This is a genomic window from Sporosarcina sp. CAU 1771 (assembly GCF_054482775.1).
Genome location: NZ_JBTLRN010000006.1, coordinates 1 through 17,687, shown reverse-complemented (window position 1 = coordinate 17,687; position 17,687 = coordinate 1). Strand labels below are relative to the sequence as shown.

The window sequence follows — 17,687 nt, the reverse complement described above, 5'->3', positions numbered from 1 at the left end:
TAGTGGAAGGATAACCTTCCTTATTCATTCTCTAACGTAAATACTTCTTGGAACTGCGTCATAAACAAATCGGTGTCCTCTGCAACATTTTCTTCCTCCAATAAAAGTGGAGGTAAACCGTCAAGTGATTCAAGACCAAAACGGTCGAGGAACAAATCCGTCGTACCGTATAAGATTGCACGTCCTGTCCCTTCAGATCGCCCCTTCTCCATGATAAATCCTCTTGAGATGAGCGTTTGAATCGGTCCATCTGATTTCACGCCCCGCAAGTCATCGATTTCAACACGAGTGACTGGTTGCTTGTAGGCAATGATTGCAAGTACTTCAAGTGAAGCCTTCGTGATTGCTTGGGGAGAAGGATTTTCAAGCAAACGTTTAATGTCATCCGCGTATTCCGCCTTCGTAACAAGTCGATAAGCCCCGCCAAATTGCTTCAATGTAATGCCGCTCGTATTCCTGTGCTCATAGCTTAATAGAAGTTGTTCAAGCGCCTGATGAACTTCACCTTCTTTCCGTTCGGTTAACACCAGCAATTGATTACTAGTCAACCCTTCATCTCCGGCGATGAATAAAAAACTTTCAATCATTGCTACCAGACGGTCATGTATTTCCATTCAGATTTGCCTCCCCATTAAATGAAACTGTTAGCCTATCAAAGTTGTTTCCTTGTTCAACATGAATGTCCTGTCGTAACATTAATTCAAGCAACGATAAGAAGGTAACTACGAGAGCCGACGTATCTTCCTCGTCAAATAAGGAATAGAAGTCACATGTTCCTCCATTTCGTTGCAATCGTTCCATAATATCGTCCATTTTATCTCCAACGGAATGTTCTGTTTTCGTTATACTTGCACTTAATGGTGCTTTTAATCGTTTACGCGAGAGCATTTTTTGAAAAGCGCCTATTAAATCAAATACATTTAAGTTCTCTTCCGTTCCAACCGCAACAACTTCTCCAAATTGTGATAAATCCTCGGGTATTTTCGTGAAATAATCCGACCTTACATCCGCAGACTCTTTCAGACTAATCGCTGCTTCTTTATATTTCCTGTACTCTATTAGTCGCGCTACGAGTTCGTCACGGGGATCTTCTTCCATATCAAAATCTAGATCATCATCAAACTCTTCACCTTCATGAATTGGAAGAAGCATTTTGCTTTTAATTTCCAGCAAAGTTGCTGCGAGCACTAAGTATTCACTCAGTTCATCCAGCTTTAATACACGCATAGCATGAAGATGTTCTATGTATTGTTGCGTCAACTCTGCCATTGGGATATCATAGATGTCTATTTCAAGCCGATTAATTAAATGTAATAATAGATCTAATGGACCTTCAAAAGCATCAAGCTTCACTTTATATAACATCATACGCCACCCGCCTATCATTCTATAGTTTAGAAAGGATTGATTGAATGCAACCGCTCCAGCATCCACTATTTGCTCAGTTTATTGTTTATTTCAATGAAAATCAAGATTATTTTGAGTGTCATGAAGTTCTTGAAGAATATTGGAAGTCCATTCCAAACTCCACAAAAGAACATCCACTCACTACGTTCATCCTATTAGCCACTGGATTGTACCATTTTCGAAGAGGCAATACGAAAGGTGCACTTCGAACCCTTCAAAAAGCATATGCAAAAATGACGCACCCTTCAAGTGGTTTTTCGGAATTTACTAAAGGGATTGACGGTAAGCAACTGATGAAAAACCTTGGTCAAACAATCCAACGATTGGAGAGTAACGAATCATTTGAACCTTTTCTAATTAGTATTTCATCATCTAAACTAACATTGCTTGTATACGAAGTTAGACCAACTATGACACTTCTGCCTTTCGGAAGTGACATAGTTCTTCATAAACATATGCTTCGGGACCGATCAGATATACTACTTGCACGCGAAAAGGCAAAATCGGAAGGAACCGCTCGATACAGGCAGTCACTAGGAGAAAACTAGTCAGCGGCTACTAAGGAATACGTTTAGGCGAAAAAAAGAGAGGAAGTGCAGAGTTTAATCTTCTGCTTCTTCCTCTTTTAGCGTGCATTTTTCTAAAAAAGATTCAGTGTATTCAGTTCCGATACATTTTTTATTCGGATAGAGAGCATTTAACTTGGACACCATTTCCCTACCAATTCCTTCGCCTCTAAAAGATGGGTTAACTGAAATATGGAGCAATGTATAGCTATCCTCAGCCATCTCTAGACCAATCAATCCGATGAAATCTTCACCTGATTTTAAGAGATACAACTGCCACTCGGCTACTGTTTCGTATTTGTGTATCGTTTCCTGCAGTTTTTTCACATTTTTTTCGTCAGGCATATAAGAAAGTAAACCCATCGCAATTTTCTCATAAGACTTTTTATATCGTAAAAGCATTTTTCAAACCCCTTCTTTTCTGAAAATCATTCGTTTATCCTATACCAACGAAGCTATTTTTTCAATTATAAGTGGTTATCGTGGATCAATAATCGGTACGACAAAATACCAGTATATCGCACCCCAACCAAGGGCAGCAACAAGGATTACTATGAGTAAGGTAATATTACGTTTCCTCAATTTGTCCCCCCTCTTTTCCGATTTCGTAAAGGGATGTCAAGTCGAGTGAGATCCTCGTAAGTTTCTCTACGTATAGCTAACTGATGTTCGCCGTCTTCCACAAAAACTACTGCAGGTTTTGGAAGGCGATTATAGTTACTAGCCATCGAATAACCATATGCTCCTGTGCAAAAAATTGCGACAGTATCACCTTCAACAGGTTTAGACAGGTACGCTTCCTCTATTAACTTATCTCCAGACTCACAACACTTACCTGCTATCGTTACTTTATCCGAATGAGGTTCGTTCATTCGATTTGCAGTTACAGCAGTGTATTTGGCTCCGTAAAGTGCAGGTCGGATATTATCAGACATGCCCCCGTCAACTGCGACATATGTACGAACTCCTGGAACCTCTTTGGAACTCCCTACTGTATAAAGACTTGTTCCAGCGTCTCCAACAAGCGATCTACCTGGTTCGATCCATATTTCTGGAATCGGATACTTATTTTCTTCTGTCATCGCCAATACAATTGTAGCCATCTCTTTAACATACTCAGATGGATGAAGGGGCTTGTCCTCTTCTGTATAGCGAATACCGAAGCCGCCGCCGAGATTTAATACCTTACAAGTAAAATCGTATTTCTCTCTCCAAGCAATCATCTTATCCATAAGTACTTCTGCTGCGAAACGAAATGCATCGGTTTCAAATATTTGAGAGCCAATATGGCAATGCATACCAAGTAAATTGACATATTCATGATTGTACAACTGTAGAAAAGCTTCATCCGTTTGCCCATTTTTCAAATCAAAACCGAATTTAGAATCTTCTTGACCCGTTGTAATATAGTCGTGTGTATGTGCTTCCACTCCTGGAGTTACACGGATTAAGACATTCATTTTTTCTTTGCGAGATTCAGCAATTTCCTTAATTAAAGTGATTTCAGAAAAGTTATCGATAACAATGCAACCGATTTTTTCATCGAACGCATAGTTTAACTCAGAAATACTTTTATTGTTCCCATGGAAATGAATTTTCTCACGTGGGAAATCAGCTTGTATTGCCGTAAATAGCTCTCCGCCCGACACAACGTCAAGTGAAAGTCCTTCTTCTTCAGCAATTTCATAAATTGCTATCGATGAGAACGCCTTACTCGCGTATGCAACTTGAGCGCGGATACCTAAATCTCGAAATGTTTCTTTAAAAGCATTCGCTCGTTCCCTAAACAATGCAATATCATAAACAACAAGTGGAGTTTCATATGTCTGAACTAATTCTATTGTATCGACACCGCCAATTGTTAAATGGCCTTTGTCACTCCGCGATTGCGTACCGTACAGATGCATAAAGCATCCTCCTTCCGAAGATAACTCTCTAAAACTTTATCATAGTCGGATGGAAGGATGCAATCAACTAATGAGGATAGCTTGAAAAATATACTTATACACGATCTCTTTTTGGTGAATTTGTAATGAATGGACGAGGCACGTCAGCAGTTACAGGAAAGCGAATCAACATCCTCAAAAAACCACGTGGGAAGAACGGAACGACAGGCCAAAGATACGGTACTCCCATCGGTCGTAGCGTGCATAAGTAGAAGAATAAGCCGGTTATTGCTAAGAAAAATCCAGGAGCCCCTAATAATCCTGTAGCTAACAAAATACCAATTCGAAATACCTTTGTTGTAATGCTTAATTCATAGGAAGGGATTGCAAAGGTCAATATTGCACTAACCGCAACGTACAATACAACTTCCGGTGTAAATAAACCTACATCAATGGCAACTTGTCCAATGACAATCGCCGCAACTAAACCCATGGCGGTCGACATTGGTGTAGGCGTATGGATGGCGGCCATTCTTAACACTTCAATTCCAACATCAGCAATTAATAATTGAATGATTAACGGGACTTCCCCGAGATCCTTCGGTCCAATATAGCTCAGAGCGTCTGGTAAGTAGTGTTGTTGCGTAGCAAGTAAAAACCAAAACGGAAGTAGTACCAAACTCATTGCGGCTCCAATAAATCGAGTGATTCTAACAAACGTTCCGATTAGAGGAGCCTGTCTATATTCTTCTGCATGCTGCAAATGGTGAAACAACGTTGTAGGCACGATGATAACGGAAGGTGATGTGTCTACAATGATTGCAATATGACCTTCTAATAAATGTGCCGCACATATGTCCGGACGCTCTGTAAATCGAACGAAAGGCATAGGATGAAATCGTTGCTTGAAAAGAAACTCTTCAAGCGACTTATCCGTCATCGTCAATCCATCATGGTGAATTTCATCGAGCCTTTCACGAATATACGTAAGATGCCCTTCATTTGCAGCCCCATCCATAAAGGCAATGACAATATCCGTCTTTCCATTCACAGTCGTTTTATGCATCTCGTAACGTAGTTTTTCAGTGCGCAATCTTCTGCGTATAAGTGCTGTATTTTGAAGTATATTTTCTGTGAAACCATCTCTTGAACCTCGAATGACTTTCTCATTATCCGGTTCCTCCGGTTGCCTACCTGGGTAAGAACGTGCGTCAATTGTAAAGGCATACCCTTGTGGGGTGATAAATGCCGATTGGCCACTCAAAATTGATGTTAATAACTCGTCGATGTCTTTTACAGGTGAGACGGATTGATATGGAAAAAATGATAGAAAACGCTCCTCATCACTCGCTTCGTCCATGTCGGTTCCAGCTTGCATTTCTGTCAGTAGGGTTGTTAGTATATTTCCATCTACTAATCCATTCATATACAACAGCAATGTAGGCATATTCCACAAATGGACAACTCTCGCAGTAGCGTCAAATGTTTTTTCGGTATCAAAACAGTTGTTAAACCATGCCTCTCCTTCTTTTAGTGACCCAAACAATTTATTCATCGCATTATTCCATCCTCGCGTTTAAAATACTTTCTTCTGCACTCGCACCCATCCATAGCTTTAATTGGGCCAGGATTTTCTTCTCTAATCGAGAAACTTGTACTTGTGATATGCCAATACGTTCAGCAATATCACTTTGCGTGCAATCCAAATAGTAGCGCATATAAATTATCGTTTGATCCCTTTTATTCAATTTCGAAATAACATCTCTAAGAGGTATATGATCAAACACTCTTTCCGAACGGTCGTCTCTAAGTTGATCCATTAACGTAAGACTGTCGCCTTCATTCTCATACAATTGTTCGTGTAAGGACGCCGGATCTCTAAGCGCATCCGAAGCAAGAATGACATCATCTAGTGTCACCTCCAAAATTTTAGCTACTTCGGAAAGTGTCGGGGATTTCCCGGTGTCTTTGATGTAATTATCCGTTGCGTGGCGAATTTTAAAACTTAATTCCCGAATGGATCTGCTTACTTTCACCATTCCATCGTCTCTTAGAAAACGCTGAATTTCTCCAACAATCATCGGAACCGCATAAGTTGAAAACTTCACTTCATAAGATAAATCGAACTTATCGATTGATTTCATAAGACCTATACAGCCAATCTGAAACAAATCTTCCGGATCGGCTCCGCGCGAAGCAAATCGTTGAACGATGGACCAAACCAATCGAGTATTTCCTTCGACCATCATTCGCCTTGCCTCTTTATCTCCTGCCTGTGACACTTTAATTAGTTCCCTCATCTTCTCCTGGGACAATAAAGCATGCTGTTTTTCAACGGACGTTTCCATAAGTCACCTCATTCTACTCGTTTCCGTTACCGGGGAAAACATTTTCTCAAATTTGACTACCGTCCCTTTTCCAACGAACGATTCAACAGATAATTTGTCGGAAAAGCTTTCCATAATCGTAAATCCCATCCCCGATCTCTCCATATACGGTCGCGTTGTAAACATCGGCTCCATTGCCTGCTCAAGGTTCTCTATGCCTGCCCCCTCGTCACTAATAGTCATTGTCACTTTCTGATCGTCAATCGTCGCGTGGAGCGTTACAAGGCTTCTCCCGTCGCATTCATAACCGTGTAGTATCGCATTTGTTACCGCTTCTGACACAATCGTCTTAAATTCAGAAATCTCCTCGAGTGTTGGATCGAGCGGAGTAATGAAGCAGGTCATCGCGATTCTGGCAAGCGCTTCATTCTCCTCGATTGCAACGAAAGATAGCGTCATTTCATTGTTCATGTACAAGCCCTCCAATTTCCCCGATTGCTGTTTCAACCGTGCAATGTCTAATATTTGACCCTAGACCAGAAAAGTTGAATATTTTTTCCATTGTCGATGTAGGATTCAAAATAAGTGTTTCACCATCTAATGGAGCTAAATCCCTCATTCTCCCTAAAATAAGACCTATACCTGCGCTATCCATAAAGCCAAGCCCTTCAAGATTCCAAATCACAGCGCGAACTTGCCCCGTGAAAATTGATGAAGAGATGTGCGCACGGATGCGATTTGCCTCATGATTGTCAAGTTCCCCACGTAATGTTGCAACTAAGATTCGATCGTCTGTAATTTCAATGTCAGCCATGCTGAACCCCCTCCTTCATGCCCACTCATTCAACATCCAAGGAGATGATTCCTTTGACATGACAGAACTAGTTAAATGTAGACGAAACCTCTTATAATTCGACATTGGCCCTCTCCGATGAAAGTATGTACTTCCTTCAAGCGATTTACACATCAATCTGTTAATTTCATAGCAACAAAAAAAGAGCTACTCAATGAAAATGAGTAACTCTTCCGATTTATAGTATTAATCTGTAATAATTTTTCCGATTAGTTGAGGACGTTCAACTGCAATTTCATCTATAAAAATATGTTTTTGCAATAGAGCTGTGGATTGTTCGACATCTTCCGTGTTCGAATGAATCACAGCAATCGGTTCACCTTTTTGAACTGCATCTCCAACTTTCTTTTTCAAAACGATGCCGACCGCCAAATCGATTTCATCCTCTTTCGTTGCTCTTCCAGCCCCGAGCAACATTGCTGCTACACCAATATCATCCGCTTCCATCTTAGTAACGAAACCAGATTTTTCGGCGCATACTTCAATTTGATAGTTTGCAGTAGGAAGGAGAGCTGGATTGTGAATCAGTTCAGGATTCCCACCCTGAGCTCCGATTAAGCGACCAAACAACTCAAGTGCAGATCCATCTGCAATCACAGCCTTTAATAGCTCACGGGCTTCCTCAAGCGTTTCTGCCATGCCTCCGACAACAACCATTTGACTGCCAAGAACTAAACAAAGCTCCGTTAAATCTTCAGGACCTTCCCCTTTTAACGTATCGATCGCTTCTTTCACTTCAAGCGCATTCCCAATCGCATTTCCTAGTGGCTGGCTCATATCTGAAATAATTGCCATCGTATTTCTTCCAACACGGTTACCAATTGCGACCATTGAATGTGCAAGAGCAACCGCGTCTTCTTCAGTTTTCATAAATGCGCCGTCACCCGTTTTAACATCGAGGACGATCGCTCCAGCTCCTGCTGCAATTTTTTTACTCATAATTGAACTGGCAATAAGCGGAATGCTATCAACCGTTGCGGTTACATCACGTAACGCATAGAGTTTTTTATCCGCAGGTGTTAAATTTCCACTTTGTCCAATGACCGCCAGTTTAAGATCATTCACTTGTTTCACAAATTCTTCTTCCGTTAATTCGATATGGAAGCCTTCAATCGCTTCAAGTTTATCGAGCGTTCCACCTGTATGTCCGAGGCCGCGTCCACTCATTTTAGCTACAGGAACACCACATGCAGCAACGAGTGGCACTAATATTAACGTCGTCGTATCGCCTACACCACCAGTTGAGTGTTTATCGACTTTGATGCCTTCAATTGCAGACAAATCGATTTGATCGCCCGATTCTACCATCGCCATTGTCAAATAAGCTTGTTCTTCTTCGTTCATCCCTTTAAAATAAATCGTCATTAGAAAAGCACTTGCTTGATAATCTGGAATCGTCTCGTTCGTATATCCATCAACAAAGAAACGGATTTCTTGTTCTGTTAACACTTCACCATTACGTTTCTTTTCAATAATGTCTACCATTCTCATCGTCTAATTCACACCTTCTCAGTTAATAAAGAAAGAAAACTCTTCCCATACTCAGGAAGTTTCACGTTAAAATTGTCTGCGATTGTAGCTCCGATATCAGAAAACGTCTCATTTTGCGGAAGTTCACCACCACTTTTAAATGACGGAGAATACGCAAGTAACGGAACGTATTCGCGTGTATGGTCGGTTCCAGCATGGACAGGATCATTCCCGTGGTCTGCAGTAAGGATTAGTAAATCGTCTTCGCGAAGTGCATCCATGACTTCTTTAAGCCTCACATCGAACTCTTCAAGCGCCTCACCGTAGCCTATCGGATCTCTACGATGCCCAAACAACGCATCAAAGTCAACCAAGTTTGTAAAACTAATCCCCGTAAAATCTTTTTTCATCACAGTAAGTAATTTGTCCACACCATCCATATTACTAATCGTTCGTACAGATTCGGTAATTCCTTCACCTGTATAAATATCGGAAATTTTTCCGATTGCAATAACATCATAATTCGAGTCTTTCAGTTCGTTCATTACTGTACGGTCAAACGGTTTTAACGCATAGTCATGACGGTTTGTCGTACGAGTAAAACTTCCTGGTTCTCCGATAAAAGGACGAGCAATAATTCGCCCAACCAAAAACTCTGGATTTAAAGTCAACTCACGAGCTATTTCACAAATTTTGTATTGTTCTTCAATCGAAATAATCTCTTCATGTGCTGCAATTTGCAAAACAGGATCTGCAGATGTATAAACAATAATTGCGCCTGTTTCCATATGCTCTTGTCCAAGTTCTTCAATAATCGCAGTTCCACTCGCAGGTTTATTTCCAATAACTTTTCGACCCGTACGTTCTTCAAGTTGTTTGATTAATTCTTCAGGAAAGCCATCAGGATATACTTTAAATGGTTTGTCAATATTCAAACCCATGATTTCCCAGTGGCCAGTCATCGTATCTTTTCCAACAGAAGCTTCTTGCATTTTTCCATAACAAGCCATTGGATTCGTTGCTACAGGGACACCTTCGATTTCACGAATATTTGACAAGCCCAATTTCGCTAGGTTCGGCATATGTAACCCGTTCATTTCTTCGGCTATATGACCTAATGTGTCTGCACCAACATCCCCAAATAGATGGGCATCAGGCGATTCTCCGATGCCTACAGAATCTAGTACGACTAAATGAACTCTTTTAAATTGCTGTTTTTCCATACTAACAACCTCCTATTTTTTCAAGCTCGCGGATGAAATTTCACATAAACTTCTTTCAAACGTGAACGACTCACATGTGTGTAAATTTGTGTTGTTGAAATATCTGCGTGTCCAAGCATTTCTTGAACGGCTCTTAGGTCAGCCCCATTTTCAATAAGATGGGTAGCAAATGAATGACGTAAAATATGGGGTGTCAACTCGTTTTTGATCCCCGAAGATAACGCATGCGCCTTTAAAAGTTTCCAACAACCTTGTCTAGATAGACGGTTTCCCCTCATATTAACGAACAAGGCATCTGCACCTCGCTGTTTAGCAACGAATACAGGTCTGGCCTCTTCTACATACCGTTTGCATGCTTGTATTGCTTGGCCACCGAGGGGAATAATCCGTTCTTTCCCGCCTTTACCAAACACTCGAACAAACCCCATTGAAAGATGAATATCATCCAAGTCGAGTCCGATTAATTCGCTTACACGCATGCCTGTTCCATACAATATTTCCAAGAGTGCGCGATCTCTAATTCCTTGGGGCTTAGTACAATCCGGACTTTTGATAAGCAGATCGACTTCTTCCATAGATAAGACTCTAGGTAACTTCTGATCAATCTTAGGTAATTCCAAATGGACTGTTGGGTCTGTTGTAGTTACTTTTTCCCTAAGGAGAAATTGATGAAAGGAACGAACGGAAGAAATGTGTCTTGAAATTGTTCGTGCCGACTTCCCTTCCCCTTGGAGCTTCTGTAAATAGGTAAGCAAGTCTGCCCGATCAATCGCCTCAATAGATGAAAACCCTGATTTTTTCATAAACGCTAGATAATCTTCCAAATCACGTCGGTAAGAAATAATCGTATTGTCCGCTAATTGGCGTTCAACCTTCAAAAAATGCATATAATCTTCGAGTCCAAAATAAGCATCTTTCATTTTCTACAGGAAGCCATCCAACCCGATCCTGCATTTTGCAGATTTAACAACTCCCACACCTCACTTTATAAAGAACCATACTGTTAGATTAATAACAAAAAGGACAGCGTTATGCTATCCCTGTCTAATTGTTATTTTTCTTCATTCGATTTACATCGTTTACAAATCCCGTGGAATGTCAGCCAATGGTCTTTAATTGCAAAATCCCAGCGACTTTCCACAATTTTTTCAACATCCCCGAGAAGATCTTCTTTTATTTCATCTACCACACCACATTCGATACAAATTAGGTGGTGGTGAAAATGTCCAGCTCCCTCTTGGCGTAAATCAAACCTTGAAACACCATCACCAAAATTAATTTTATCTACAACTTTTAAATCTGTCAGCAATTCAAGCGTACGATATACAGTAGCAAGTCCAATTTCTGGTGATTTTTCTTTTACAAGTAAAAATACATCTTCTGCACTTAGATGGTCATCCTCGTGCTCAAGGAGGACCAAAACCGTCGCTTCACGCTGAGGCGTCAACTTATAGCTAGCGCCATGCAATTGCTTTTTTATACGCTCAATCCGGCTTTCCATTTAACGCCCCCCTCAAACTGTATTCATTATAACAAATGAGGTTTCGCTATGACAACATAAAGGGAGCTTTATCAAAATGATTGGCTATTTTAATAAATAATAGAACACGAGCATTTCACTTATTGTCACAAAAATCGTCAGCGCAATTACAAATAGTAATGCCCTGTCGTTACGCTTGTCACGTGTTGTTCTTCCTAGAAAAAATGGCGGATTCAAAATTGCGCAGTAGGCTAAAAATAAGAGTGAGGACATGAATTGAAATGGGAACCACCAAATCGAGTAGTCTAAGATTTTCATACCTTTATCAAGTAAATAAGCTGAACATAACCCAAACACAGCAGCTTTCAAAGCCCCAAAAATCAGAACAGCAAACCGAAGCTGTCTTACCAACGAGAACAGAAAAGCAACAATAAAAAATAATAGGGTCGTAAGGATAGGCCTAATTGCACCTACGTCATGACCGTAGACGACACGTCCATCAAAAATAACAATTAGCTTTTCCATCGCATCTATCGTCATTTCTCTATATAACAACGTGCCCCCAATATAACCAACTGCAAGGACGACAAACAAGTGGATAAAAGATAAAGAACGGACCATAGATTGCACCTCCGCATGATTTATACAACATATGCTTGTCCGTTCTAAATTAGGTCATCTTCTCGAAAGATTTTTTACATAAAGAACTGCAAATGCGGTTTTGGCATCATAGATTTGACCGTTCGCTACCATTACCTCTGCTTCTTCAATCGAAACTTCTAAAACATCAATGAATTCATCTTCGTCCCCCGCAGCAGGTTCTTCAACTTTGACTAACGATTCAGCCACATATAAATGAATGATTTCATCCGCAAACCCGGGAGAGGTTGCAAAGGATTGAAGATAGGTAAATTCGGTAGCTGCATAACCCGTTTCTTCTTCCAATTCCCTTTTCGCAGTTCGTTCAGGCTCCTCGCCAAAATCGATCTTTCCGGCAGGTATTTCAATCAGTTCTCTTTCGAGGGCTTTTCTATATTGCCTTACAAGAATTAGTTTCCCTTCGCTAGTAATTGGGATAATCGCAACCGCACCCGGATGTTTCACGAGTTCACGTTTCGCTAATTTCCCATCAGGTAACTCAACGTCATCCACTCGCAAATCTATAATTTTACCTTGATAAATCATTTCACTCTTGATTGTTTTTTCTTCATATTTTGACACTCTGACTCCCTACTTTCTAATCCCTTTTCTCGTTCTAATTAAGCGATCAACTTTCACTTTTCACGCATTCATTGTAACATGGAACAAAATGGAGGTGCACGGATGAAAAAAAGAGAGTTAGGTAAAAGTGAACTATACATTTCGGAAATTGGGCTCGGTTGCATGTCTTTCGGCGACGACGTTACTGAAGCAAAAAACATTATTGACGCAGCACTTCATGCAGGAATAAATTACGTGGATACCGCCGACTTATATGCGGCCGGTAAAAACGAGGAACTTGTCGGACAAGCCATTAAAGGAAGACGTCAGGAAATTGTTCTTGCAACAAAAGTTGGCAACAAAATGAATCCGGATGGGAAGAGCTGGACATGGGATCCTTCTAGGACTCATATTGAAAAGGCTATTAAAGAAAGTTTACATCGATTAGGAACGGACTATATTGACGTCTACCAACTTCACGGAGGAACGATGGAAGACACGGTCGATGAAACAATCGATACGTTTGAAGCTTTAAAAAAAGATGGGCTGATTCGCCAATATGGAATCTCATCGATTCGTCCAACTGTTATTCAGCGGTTTCTTGAAAAAGGGACGCCCGTTTCTGTCATGATGCAATATAATTTACTCGATAGAAAACCCGAAGAATGGTTTCCGATGATTTACAATGCAGCTGCTTCCGTAATCTCACGAGGAACAATTGCTAAAGGTTACTTGACTGCCGAAGGACTCGAACGCGCTTCGTCCTCAAAAGGATTCGTCGATTATGATAATGTTGAGTTGAAGAAAACGGTAGCGGAACTACACGAGGCTTCAGAAGACCTACATGCTGCTGCCATTGCATTCGTCTTACAAGAGCAAACGATTGCTTCGGCACTTGTTGGAGCACGATCAGTGGAACAACTATTGGATTCTGTACTTGCGTATGAAAAAGGATGTTCGCATGAAGAACTGGAACGACTGAAAGAAATTGCGATTGTTCATCAGTATAAAGAGCATAGACTGTAAACACCTTCTTAAATTAAAGTAGACACCTAAAGAATAAAGATGCATAGCCTTTCATGAAGTAAACCATGCTGTGAAACTATGCATTTATTCTACAGGTGCATTGTCTTATAAAGACTTGTTTTTTCATGCATTAATCCCTATTGACTATATCTATTCAAATCTTTAGTATTTAACTTTGAATGGTAAAATATTACTTAATCAAAGGAGAATATCTATTGAACTCGCAAGCATTAACCTCTAGTAAAGAAACACCTTATTTCATTTTTAGCGTCATTATTAGTATCTTTATTTATATTATTGCTGCAATCAGTCTTATCGGGATTGGGATTGTACTCGTTTTATTGGGATTGCTCTTATTTTCAAACGCCATTATGCTTGGTAACATACGTGGTAACGGGGTTCGAGTGAATGAAAGGCAATTTCCAGACGTATATGAACGGGTCGTTGATTTATCAAAAAAGATGAATTTGAATAGTGTACCAGATGTGTTTGTTATTCATTCGGAAGGTGCCTTTAATGCATTTGCCACACGTTTTCTCGGACGAAACATGGTCGTCATTTATTCAGAAGTGTTTGAATTAGCCCGACAACAAGGCGAGAAGGAACTCGATTTTATCATTGCCCATGAGTTGGCACACGTTAAACGCAGACATGTTTGGAAAAGCATTCTCGTGCTACCTGCCAATTTTGTTCCTTTTCTTTCTCAAGCATACAGCCGAGCATGTGAATATACATGTGACCGGAAAGCAGCGTATTACATACAAGACGGCGCAGCCTCAAAACGTGCACTCACAATTTTAAGTATTGGAAAAAAGCTTTACAAAGAAATAGATGAAGTTGCTTATCTAGAACAAATCAATAGTGAATCAAATGCCGTCGTTTGGTTTGCGGAATTATTATCTACCCATCCTTTATTGCCAAAAAGGATTCAAGCAGTCGGTCAATTTATGCAAGTCGAAGGAACGCCAAATTTCCAACCCAACACAAGAAAAATAGCAATAGGTGCAACGATTTTCGGAGGCATTGTGACTGTTGCTTATATTGGATCGATTGTCGCTTTAACATTAAGTATCGGATTCTTTTCAGCTGTTTTTGCTGACTGGGACGACGCCAATGAAATGGAATTCTTTACAACAAATACAACACCCCTGATGGATGCCGCAATGGATAACGAACTAACTTTAGTTCAAAAGCTGGTAGATGAAGGCGCAAATATTCACGCTAAAGATGATGACTCCACGACTGCGCTTCATTATGCCGTGTACTATGGGGATTTTGAAATCACAAAGTTTTTATTAGAAAACGGAGCTAATCCGAATGATTCAGACGATTATTCCACGACACTAACTGCTGCATTATCCAATGAAACATATGATATTGCTGACCTTTTATATGCATTTGGTGCAGATCCAACAATTGAAGATCCAGAAGGTGATAGTCCATTGGCTTATTTGGACGTGAATAGCATAGAGGATTTCGAACTTATGTTAAATGAATTAAATGGATAACAGAAAAATGGAGCCAGGCCCTTTTGGGTATATGGCTCCATTTTTCATTTAACTTATCATTTAGTTAGGTACGCTTGCATTTTCTCAGGATAATCTGTAAAGATTGCGTGGATACCGGCTTGTAAAAGTAAATCCGCATACTTTTCTTCGTTTACGGTAAAGACGCGAACGGGAATCCCTTCCTCAATGGCTTCCTTTGCGGATTTTCGTAAAGCTGCCGGCAAGCATAAGTGCAGTGCATTTGCGGGTATTTTACGAATGTACGCCGTAGGAGAAACCAGTACTTCCATAAATAACGCTCCCGTTTCGATATTAGGTGCAAGTTGTTTCACAAGTTGAACCGTTTCATGATCAAATGAGGAAATAACAACTCGGTCTTGTAATCCGTGCGTATAAACAAGATCAACTACTTTTTTCGCCATTCCTTCATACGGAAATATATCCGATTTTAATTCAATATTTAGATGATGGTTGGTAGAGGCAAATACAGCAAATACCTCTTCGAGTGTAGGAATCATTTCTCCTTCAAAGTCAGATGAAAACCACTTACCATAATCAAATTTTCTTAACTCTGCAAAGGTCATGTCTTTCACATACCCTTTGCCATTTGACGTTCGATTAATCGACTCATCGTGAATAATTACCAGTTCGCCGTCTTTTGTCATATGTACATCAAATTCTACCCCGTACACAGGCAATCGAGCTGCTTCTTTAAATGCGGCAAGTGTATTTTCAGGATGCGTTCCCGAAGATCCTCGGTGTGCGTATATATCCATTCCTCAAACCCCTTCCCATTCAGTACATAGATTTTTCTACACCTTAAATATACCAGTTATTACCCTATTCCACCAAATTATTAGTAACTACATCCTGCCTTCCCCTTTATTAATTCATTTGAACTACTCCGCATATACTAAACTATAGGAACGATACCCACTAGGTTTTGTATCGTTCTTAATAATAGGAATGGAGATAACTTCTATGAAAATTACGTATGGCTTTTGGTTAGGATGGTTTGCAATTCTAATGATGGCGATTGGACTTTTTCAGGCTCCTTACTGGTTCGGGAGCATCTCACTAATTTTAGGCCTACTCTGCTTAAGAACTCCCCATAAAATACTAGCTTCGAGCGCAATTGCACTTGCCACTTTAATCCTACTCATCGAACTACTTCAATAAAATTGATTTGCGTTAAAAAGGCATTTTCCGGAGTCCAAGCCGGTATGCCTTTTTAAAATTAATCTTTTACTTCTTTAATTAAATTGGAATAATGCGCTACCAAGTCGGGGTAATTTAGTAAATCTTCCTTACCTTTGTCACTCAACATATATAAACCCCTCGCTACTCGTTCAAACCATTCATAGTGATTTTCATAGAGAATACGTGTTGTTCTCTCACCAGTATTCATTTCACGAAGATCCTTTGGTGTTAAAGGGCCAAATTGGGCAAGACAACAAGCTACATGTATACATGTTTCTTTATAAGCGGACATAATCTTCGTTTGGCTACTTCCCCCAATATTAAAATCACCGGTTCTCCCTTTAATCTCCTTCAGCATCGCTTCCCGTTTTTTCTTACTCAGCATCATGCTTTTATCTCGGTCAAAAGGTGCTGGTTCTTGGATGATTTCGATTTTCGTTTCCTCTTTGATAGAAGATACAACGATTAAACCCAATTCTAATCTTCTAAAAATATAACAAAGGTCCTTCCATTTCATCGACCGCCGACTGAATTTCGGCTTAGGTATTGCTACATACACAAGATTTGTTAAACGTTGCCTCACTGCCGCCTGAATAAGTAATTCCATATTCGCTCTGAGTTTAAGTTCCACAATGACCAGCTCGTCTTCTTTTAAAGCGACGAGGTCACAGTGATTTACTTCACCATAGACATCATATCCTAGATTTGAAAAATGTTGTTTCACTGGCTCATATAGGTCTGTTTCATAAAGCCTTTTGTCATTCTTACTCAATTTCCATCACCTACTTTTTAATGAATTATATAGGGAGAGTGCGTGATAAATGGTGTTGCGGGATTTCACTCGATATGGGAGCAACGGGCGGCGTTATGGGAATAAACTCGCTGTTGCGGGAGCAAACTACATCGTTACGGGAATAAAACAGGGATTACCACCGATACGGGAACAACGGGCGGCGTTACGGGAATAAAAATGCCGTTGCGGGAGCAAACCATATCGTTACGGGAATAAAACGGGATTACCGCCGATACGGGAACAACGAGCGGCGTTACGAGAATAAACTCGCCGTTGCGGGAGCAAACCACATCGTTACGGGAATGAAACAGGGATTACCACCGATACGGGAACAACGAGCGGCGTTACGGGAATAAACTCGCTGTTGCGGGAGCAAACCACATCGTTACGGGAATAAAAAAGGGATTAAACCCGATACGGGAATAAACTCGCCGTTGCGGGAGCAAACCACATCGTTACGGGAATAAAAAAGGGATTAAACCCGATACGGGAATAAACTCGCCGTTGCGGGAGCAAACCACATCGTTACGGGAATAAACCCAGCGTTACGGGAGCAAGCTACACCTTTACATGAATAAATAAAAAAGAGTAAACTCAATAAACGGTTGTACAATTTATGACGTTGGTGAAAGAAAATCCCCTTCTCTAATAAAAGAGAAAGGGATGGAATTTCACTAACGTCATTTTTTATAAATATATTGGATAAATCCTATTAACCGCTGATTTCCGTTCCGAGCGGACGCGTTCC

The 17,687-nt window shown here is 40.4% G+C and carries 20 protein-coding genes; 4 read left to right on the top strand and 16 right to left on the bottom strand.

Annotated features, from left to right (window positions below; translation table 11 throughout):
* Positions 1 to 20: 20 nt before the first annotated feature.
* On the bottom strand, positions 21 to 614 hold the full coding sequence (scpB, locus tag ACXYMX_RS06745; RefSeq protein WP_459043480.1) for an SMC-Scp complex subunit ScpB: 594 nt from the start codon (positions 612 to 614) through the stop codon (positions 21 to 23).
* Positions 601 to 1,365: a segregation/condensation protein A gene (locus ACXYMX_RS06740; RefSeq protein ID WP_459043580.1), complete on the bottom strand. Its 765-nt coding sequence runs from the start codon at positions 1,363 to 1,365 to the stop codon at positions 601 to 603. Before ACXYMX_RS06740 ends, scpB begins: the two co-directional genes overlap by 14 nt.
* Before the next feature lie 47 nt (positions 1,366 to 1,412).
* Here ACXYMX_RS06740 and ACXYMX_RS06735 point away from each other — a divergent pair, with 47 nt between their 5' ends.
* A complete protein-coding gene (locus ACXYMX_RS06735) occupies positions 1,413 to 1,955 on the top strand; it encodes a DUF309 domain-containing protein (protein ID WP_459043479.1) in 543 nt (180 codons plus the stop codon).
* Positions 1,956 to 2,009: 54 nt separating this feature from the next.
* Here the strand turns inward: ACXYMX_RS06735 and ACXYMX_RS06730 are convergent, their stop codons facing one another.
* The 12 genes from ACXYMX_RS06730 to ACXYMX_RS06675 form a co-directional block, all read right to left on the bottom strand.
* Positions 2,010 to 2,375, bottom strand: coding sequence for a GNAT family N-acetyltransferase (locus ACXYMX_RS06730; RefSeq protein ID WP_459043478.1), 366 nt, complete (start codon positions 2,373 to 2,375; stop codon positions 2,010 to 2,012).
* Between the two features lie 176 nt (positions 2,376 to 2,551).
* Positions 2,552 to 3,880, bottom strand: coding sequence for a diaminopimelate decarboxylase (gene lysA / locus ACXYMX_RS06725; RefSeq protein ID WP_459043477.1), 1,329 nt, complete (start codon positions 3,878 to 3,880; stop codon positions 2,552 to 2,554).
* A gap of 94 nt (positions 3,881 to 3,974) precedes the next feature.
* Positions 3,975 to 5,414, bottom strand: coding sequence for a spore germination protein (locus tag ACXYMX_RS06720; protein ID WP_459043476.1), 1,440 nt, complete (start codon positions 5,412 to 5,414; stop codon positions 3,975 to 3,977).
* Positions 5,415 to 5,418: 4 nt separating this feature from the next.
* On the bottom strand, positions 5,419 to 6,207 hold the full coding sequence (locus ACXYMX_RS06715; protein WP_459043475.1) for a SigF/SigG family RNA polymerase sporulation sigma factor: 789 nt from the start codon (positions 6,205 to 6,207) through the stop codon (positions 5,419 to 5,421).
* A 3-nt stretch (positions 6,208 to 6,210) separates the two neighbouring features.
* Positions 6,211 to 6,657, bottom strand: a complete 447-nt coding sequence (gene spoIIAB, locus ACXYMX_RS06710; protein WP_459043474.1) for an anti-sigma F factor — start codon at positions 6,655 to 6,657, stop codon at positions 6,211 to 6,213.
* Positions 6,647 to 7,000 (bottom strand): anti-sigma factor antagonist, encoded by a 354-nt coding sequence (locus tag ACXYMX_RS06705; RefSeq protein WP_459043473.1) that lies wholly within the window; start codon positions 6,998 to 7,000, stop codon positions 6,647 to 6,649. Before ACXYMX_RS06705 ends, spoIIAB begins: the two co-directional genes overlap by 11 nt.
* Positions 7,001 to 7,225: 225 nt before the next feature.
* A complete protein-coding gene (locus ACXYMX_RS06700; RefSeq protein WP_459043472.1) occupies positions 7,226 to 8,530 on the bottom strand; it encodes a pyrimidine-nucleoside phosphorylase in 1,305 nt (434 codons plus the stop codon).
* 8 nt (positions 8,531 to 8,538) lie between these two features.
* Complete coding sequence (deoB, locus tag ACXYMX_RS06695) at positions 8,539 to 9,732, bottom strand: phosphopentomutase (protein ID WP_459043471.1); 1,194 nt, start codon at positions 9,730 to 9,732, stop codon at positions 8,539 to 8,541.
* 20 nt (positions 9,733 to 9,752) lie between these two features.
* Positions 9,753 to 10,652 carry a site-specific tyrosine recombinase XerD gene (gene xerD / locus ACXYMX_RS06690; RefSeq protein ID WP_459043470.1) on the bottom strand — a complete coding sequence of 300 codons (900 nt, stop codon included), beginning with the start codon at positions 10,650 to 10,652 and terminating at the stop codon, positions 9,753 to 9,755.
* Positions 10,653 to 10,783: 131 nt separating this feature from the next.
* Positions 10,784 to 11,233, bottom strand: coding sequence for a ferric iron uptake transcriptional regulator (gene fur / locus ACXYMX_RS06685; protein WP_459043469.1), 450 nt, complete (start codon positions 11,231 to 11,233; stop codon positions 10,784 to 10,786).
* A gap of 84 nt (positions 11,234 to 11,317) precedes the next feature.
* Positions 11,318 to 11,833: a hypothetical protein gene (locus ACXYMX_RS06680; RefSeq protein WP_459043468.1), complete on the bottom strand. Its 516-nt coding sequence runs from the start codon at positions 11,831 to 11,833 to the stop codon at positions 11,318 to 11,320.
* Between the two features lie 54 nt (positions 11,834 to 11,887).
* Positions 11,888 to 12,433 carry an NUDIX domain-containing protein gene (locus ACXYMX_RS06675; RefSeq protein WP_459043467.1) on the bottom strand — a complete coding sequence of 182 codons (546 nt, stop codon included), beginning with the start codon at positions 12,431 to 12,433 and terminating at the stop codon, positions 11,888 to 11,890.
* Between the two features lie 102 nt (positions 12,434 to 12,535).
* On the opposite strand from ACXYMX_RS06675, the gene ACXYMX_RS06670 reads away from it, so the two are divergent.
* Both ACXYMX_RS06670 and ACXYMX_RS06665 read left to right on the top strand, forming a co-directional pair.
* Positions 12,536 to 13,438: an aldo/keto reductase gene (locus tag ACXYMX_RS06670; protein WP_459043466.1), complete on the top strand. Its 903-nt coding sequence runs from the start codon at positions 12,536 to 12,538 to the stop codon at positions 13,436 to 13,438.
* Between the two features lie 215 nt (positions 13,439 to 13,653).
* Positions 13,654 to 14,946 carry a M48 family metallopeptidase gene (locus ACXYMX_RS06665; protein ID WP_459043465.1) on the top strand — a complete coding sequence of 431 codons (1,293 nt, stop codon included), beginning with the start codon at positions 13,654 to 13,656 and terminating at the stop codon, positions 14,944 to 14,946.
* Between the two features lie 56 nt (positions 14,947 to 15,002).
* Here the strand turns inward: ACXYMX_RS06665 and ACXYMX_RS06660 are convergent, their stop codons facing one another.
* Positions 15,003 to 15,722: a glycerophosphodiester phosphodiesterase gene (locus ACXYMX_RS06660; protein WP_459043464.1), complete on the bottom strand. Its 720-nt coding sequence runs from the start codon at positions 15,720 to 15,722 to the stop codon at positions 15,003 to 15,005.
* A gap of 205 nt (positions 15,723 to 15,927) precedes the next feature.
* Between ACXYMX_RS06660 and ACXYMX_RS06655 the strand changes: the two genes are divergently transcribed.
* Positions 15,928 to 16,125 (top strand): hypothetical protein, encoded by a 198-nt coding sequence (locus tag ACXYMX_RS06655; RefSeq protein ID WP_459043463.1) that lies wholly within the window; start codon positions 15,928 to 15,930, stop codon positions 16,123 to 16,125.
* Positions 16,126 to 16,183: 58 nt separating this feature from the next.
* Here ACXYMX_RS06655 and ACXYMX_RS06650 read toward each other — a convergent pair whose 3' ends face one another.
* Entirely contained in the window at positions 16,184 to 16,918 is a 735-nt protein-coding gene (locus tag ACXYMX_RS06650; RefSeq protein ID WP_459043462.1) for a DUF2161 domain-containing phosphodiesterase, read from the bottom strand.
* Positions 16,919 to 17,687: the final 769 nt, after the last annotated feature.

Excerpts from the sequence above, each read along its gene's own strand:
- ACXYMX_RS06700 (WP_459043472.1), bottom strand. The coding sequence starts at position 8,530 with ATGAGAATGGTAGACATTATTGAAAAGAAACGTAATGGTGAAGTGTTA.
- ACXYMX_RS06735 (WP_459043479.1), top strand. The coding sequence starts at position 1,413 with ATGCAACCGCTCCAGCATCCACTATTTGCTCAGTTTATTGTTTATTTC.
- ACXYMX_RS06655 (WP_459043463.1), top strand. The coding sequence starts at position 15,928 with ATGAAAATTACGTATGGCTTTTGGTTAGGATGGTTTGCAATTCTAATG.
- spoIIAB (WP_459043474.1), bottom strand. The coding sequence starts at position 6,657 with ATGAACAATGAAATGACGCTATCTTTCGTTGCAATCGAGGAGAATGAA.
- ACXYMX_RS06680 (WP_459043468.1), bottom strand. The coding sequence starts at position 11,833 with ATGGTCCGTTCTTTATCTTTTATCCACTTGTTTGTCGTCCTTGCAGTT.
- ACXYMX_RS06715 (WP_459043475.1), bottom strand. The coding sequence starts at position 6,207 with ATGGAAACGTCCGTTGAAAAACAGCATGCTTTATTGTCCCAGGAGAAG.
- deoB (WP_459043471.1), bottom strand. The coding sequence starts at position 9,732 with ATGGAAAAACAGCAATTTAAAAGAGTTCATTTAGTCGTACTAGATTCT.
- ACXYMX_RS06670 (WP_459043466.1), top strand. The coding sequence starts at position 12,536 with ATGAAAAAAAGAGAGTTAGGTAAAAGTGAACTATACATTTCGGAAATT.
- ACXYMX_RS06740 (WP_459043580.1), bottom strand. The coding sequence starts at position 1,365 with ATGTTATATAAAGTGAAGCTTGATGCTTTTGAAGGTCCATTAGATCTA.
- ACXYMX_RS06720 (WP_459043476.1), bottom strand. The coding sequence starts at position 5,414 with ATGAATAAATTGTTTGGGTCACTAAAAGAAGGAGAGGCATGGTTTAAC.
- ACXYMX_RS06730 (WP_459043478.1), bottom strand. The coding sequence starts at position 2,375 with ATGCTTTTACGATATAAAAAGTCTTATGAGAAAATTGCGATGGGTTTA.
- ACXYMX_RS06660 (WP_459043464.1), bottom strand. The coding sequence starts at position 15,722 with ATGGATATATACGCACACCGAGGATCTTCGGGAACGCATCCTGAAAAT.
- scpB (WP_459043480.1), bottom strand. The coding sequence starts at position 614 with ATGGAAATACATGACCGTCTGGTAGCAATGATTGAAAGTTTTTTATTC.
- lysA (WP_459043477.1), bottom strand. The coding sequence starts at position 3,880 with ATGCATCTGTACGGTACGCAATCGCGGAGTGACAAAGGCCATTTAACA.
- xerD (WP_459043470.1), bottom strand. The coding sequence starts at position 10,652 with ATGAAAGATGCTTATTTTGGACTCGAAGATTATATGCATTTTTTGAAG.
- ACXYMX_RS06705 (WP_459043473.1), bottom strand. The coding sequence starts at position 7,000 with ATGGCTGACATTGAAATTACAGACGATCGAATCTTAGTTGCAACATTA.
- fur (WP_459043469.1), bottom strand. The coding sequence starts at position 11,233 with ATGGAAAGCCGGATTGAGCGTATAAAAAAGCAATTGCATGGCGCTAGC.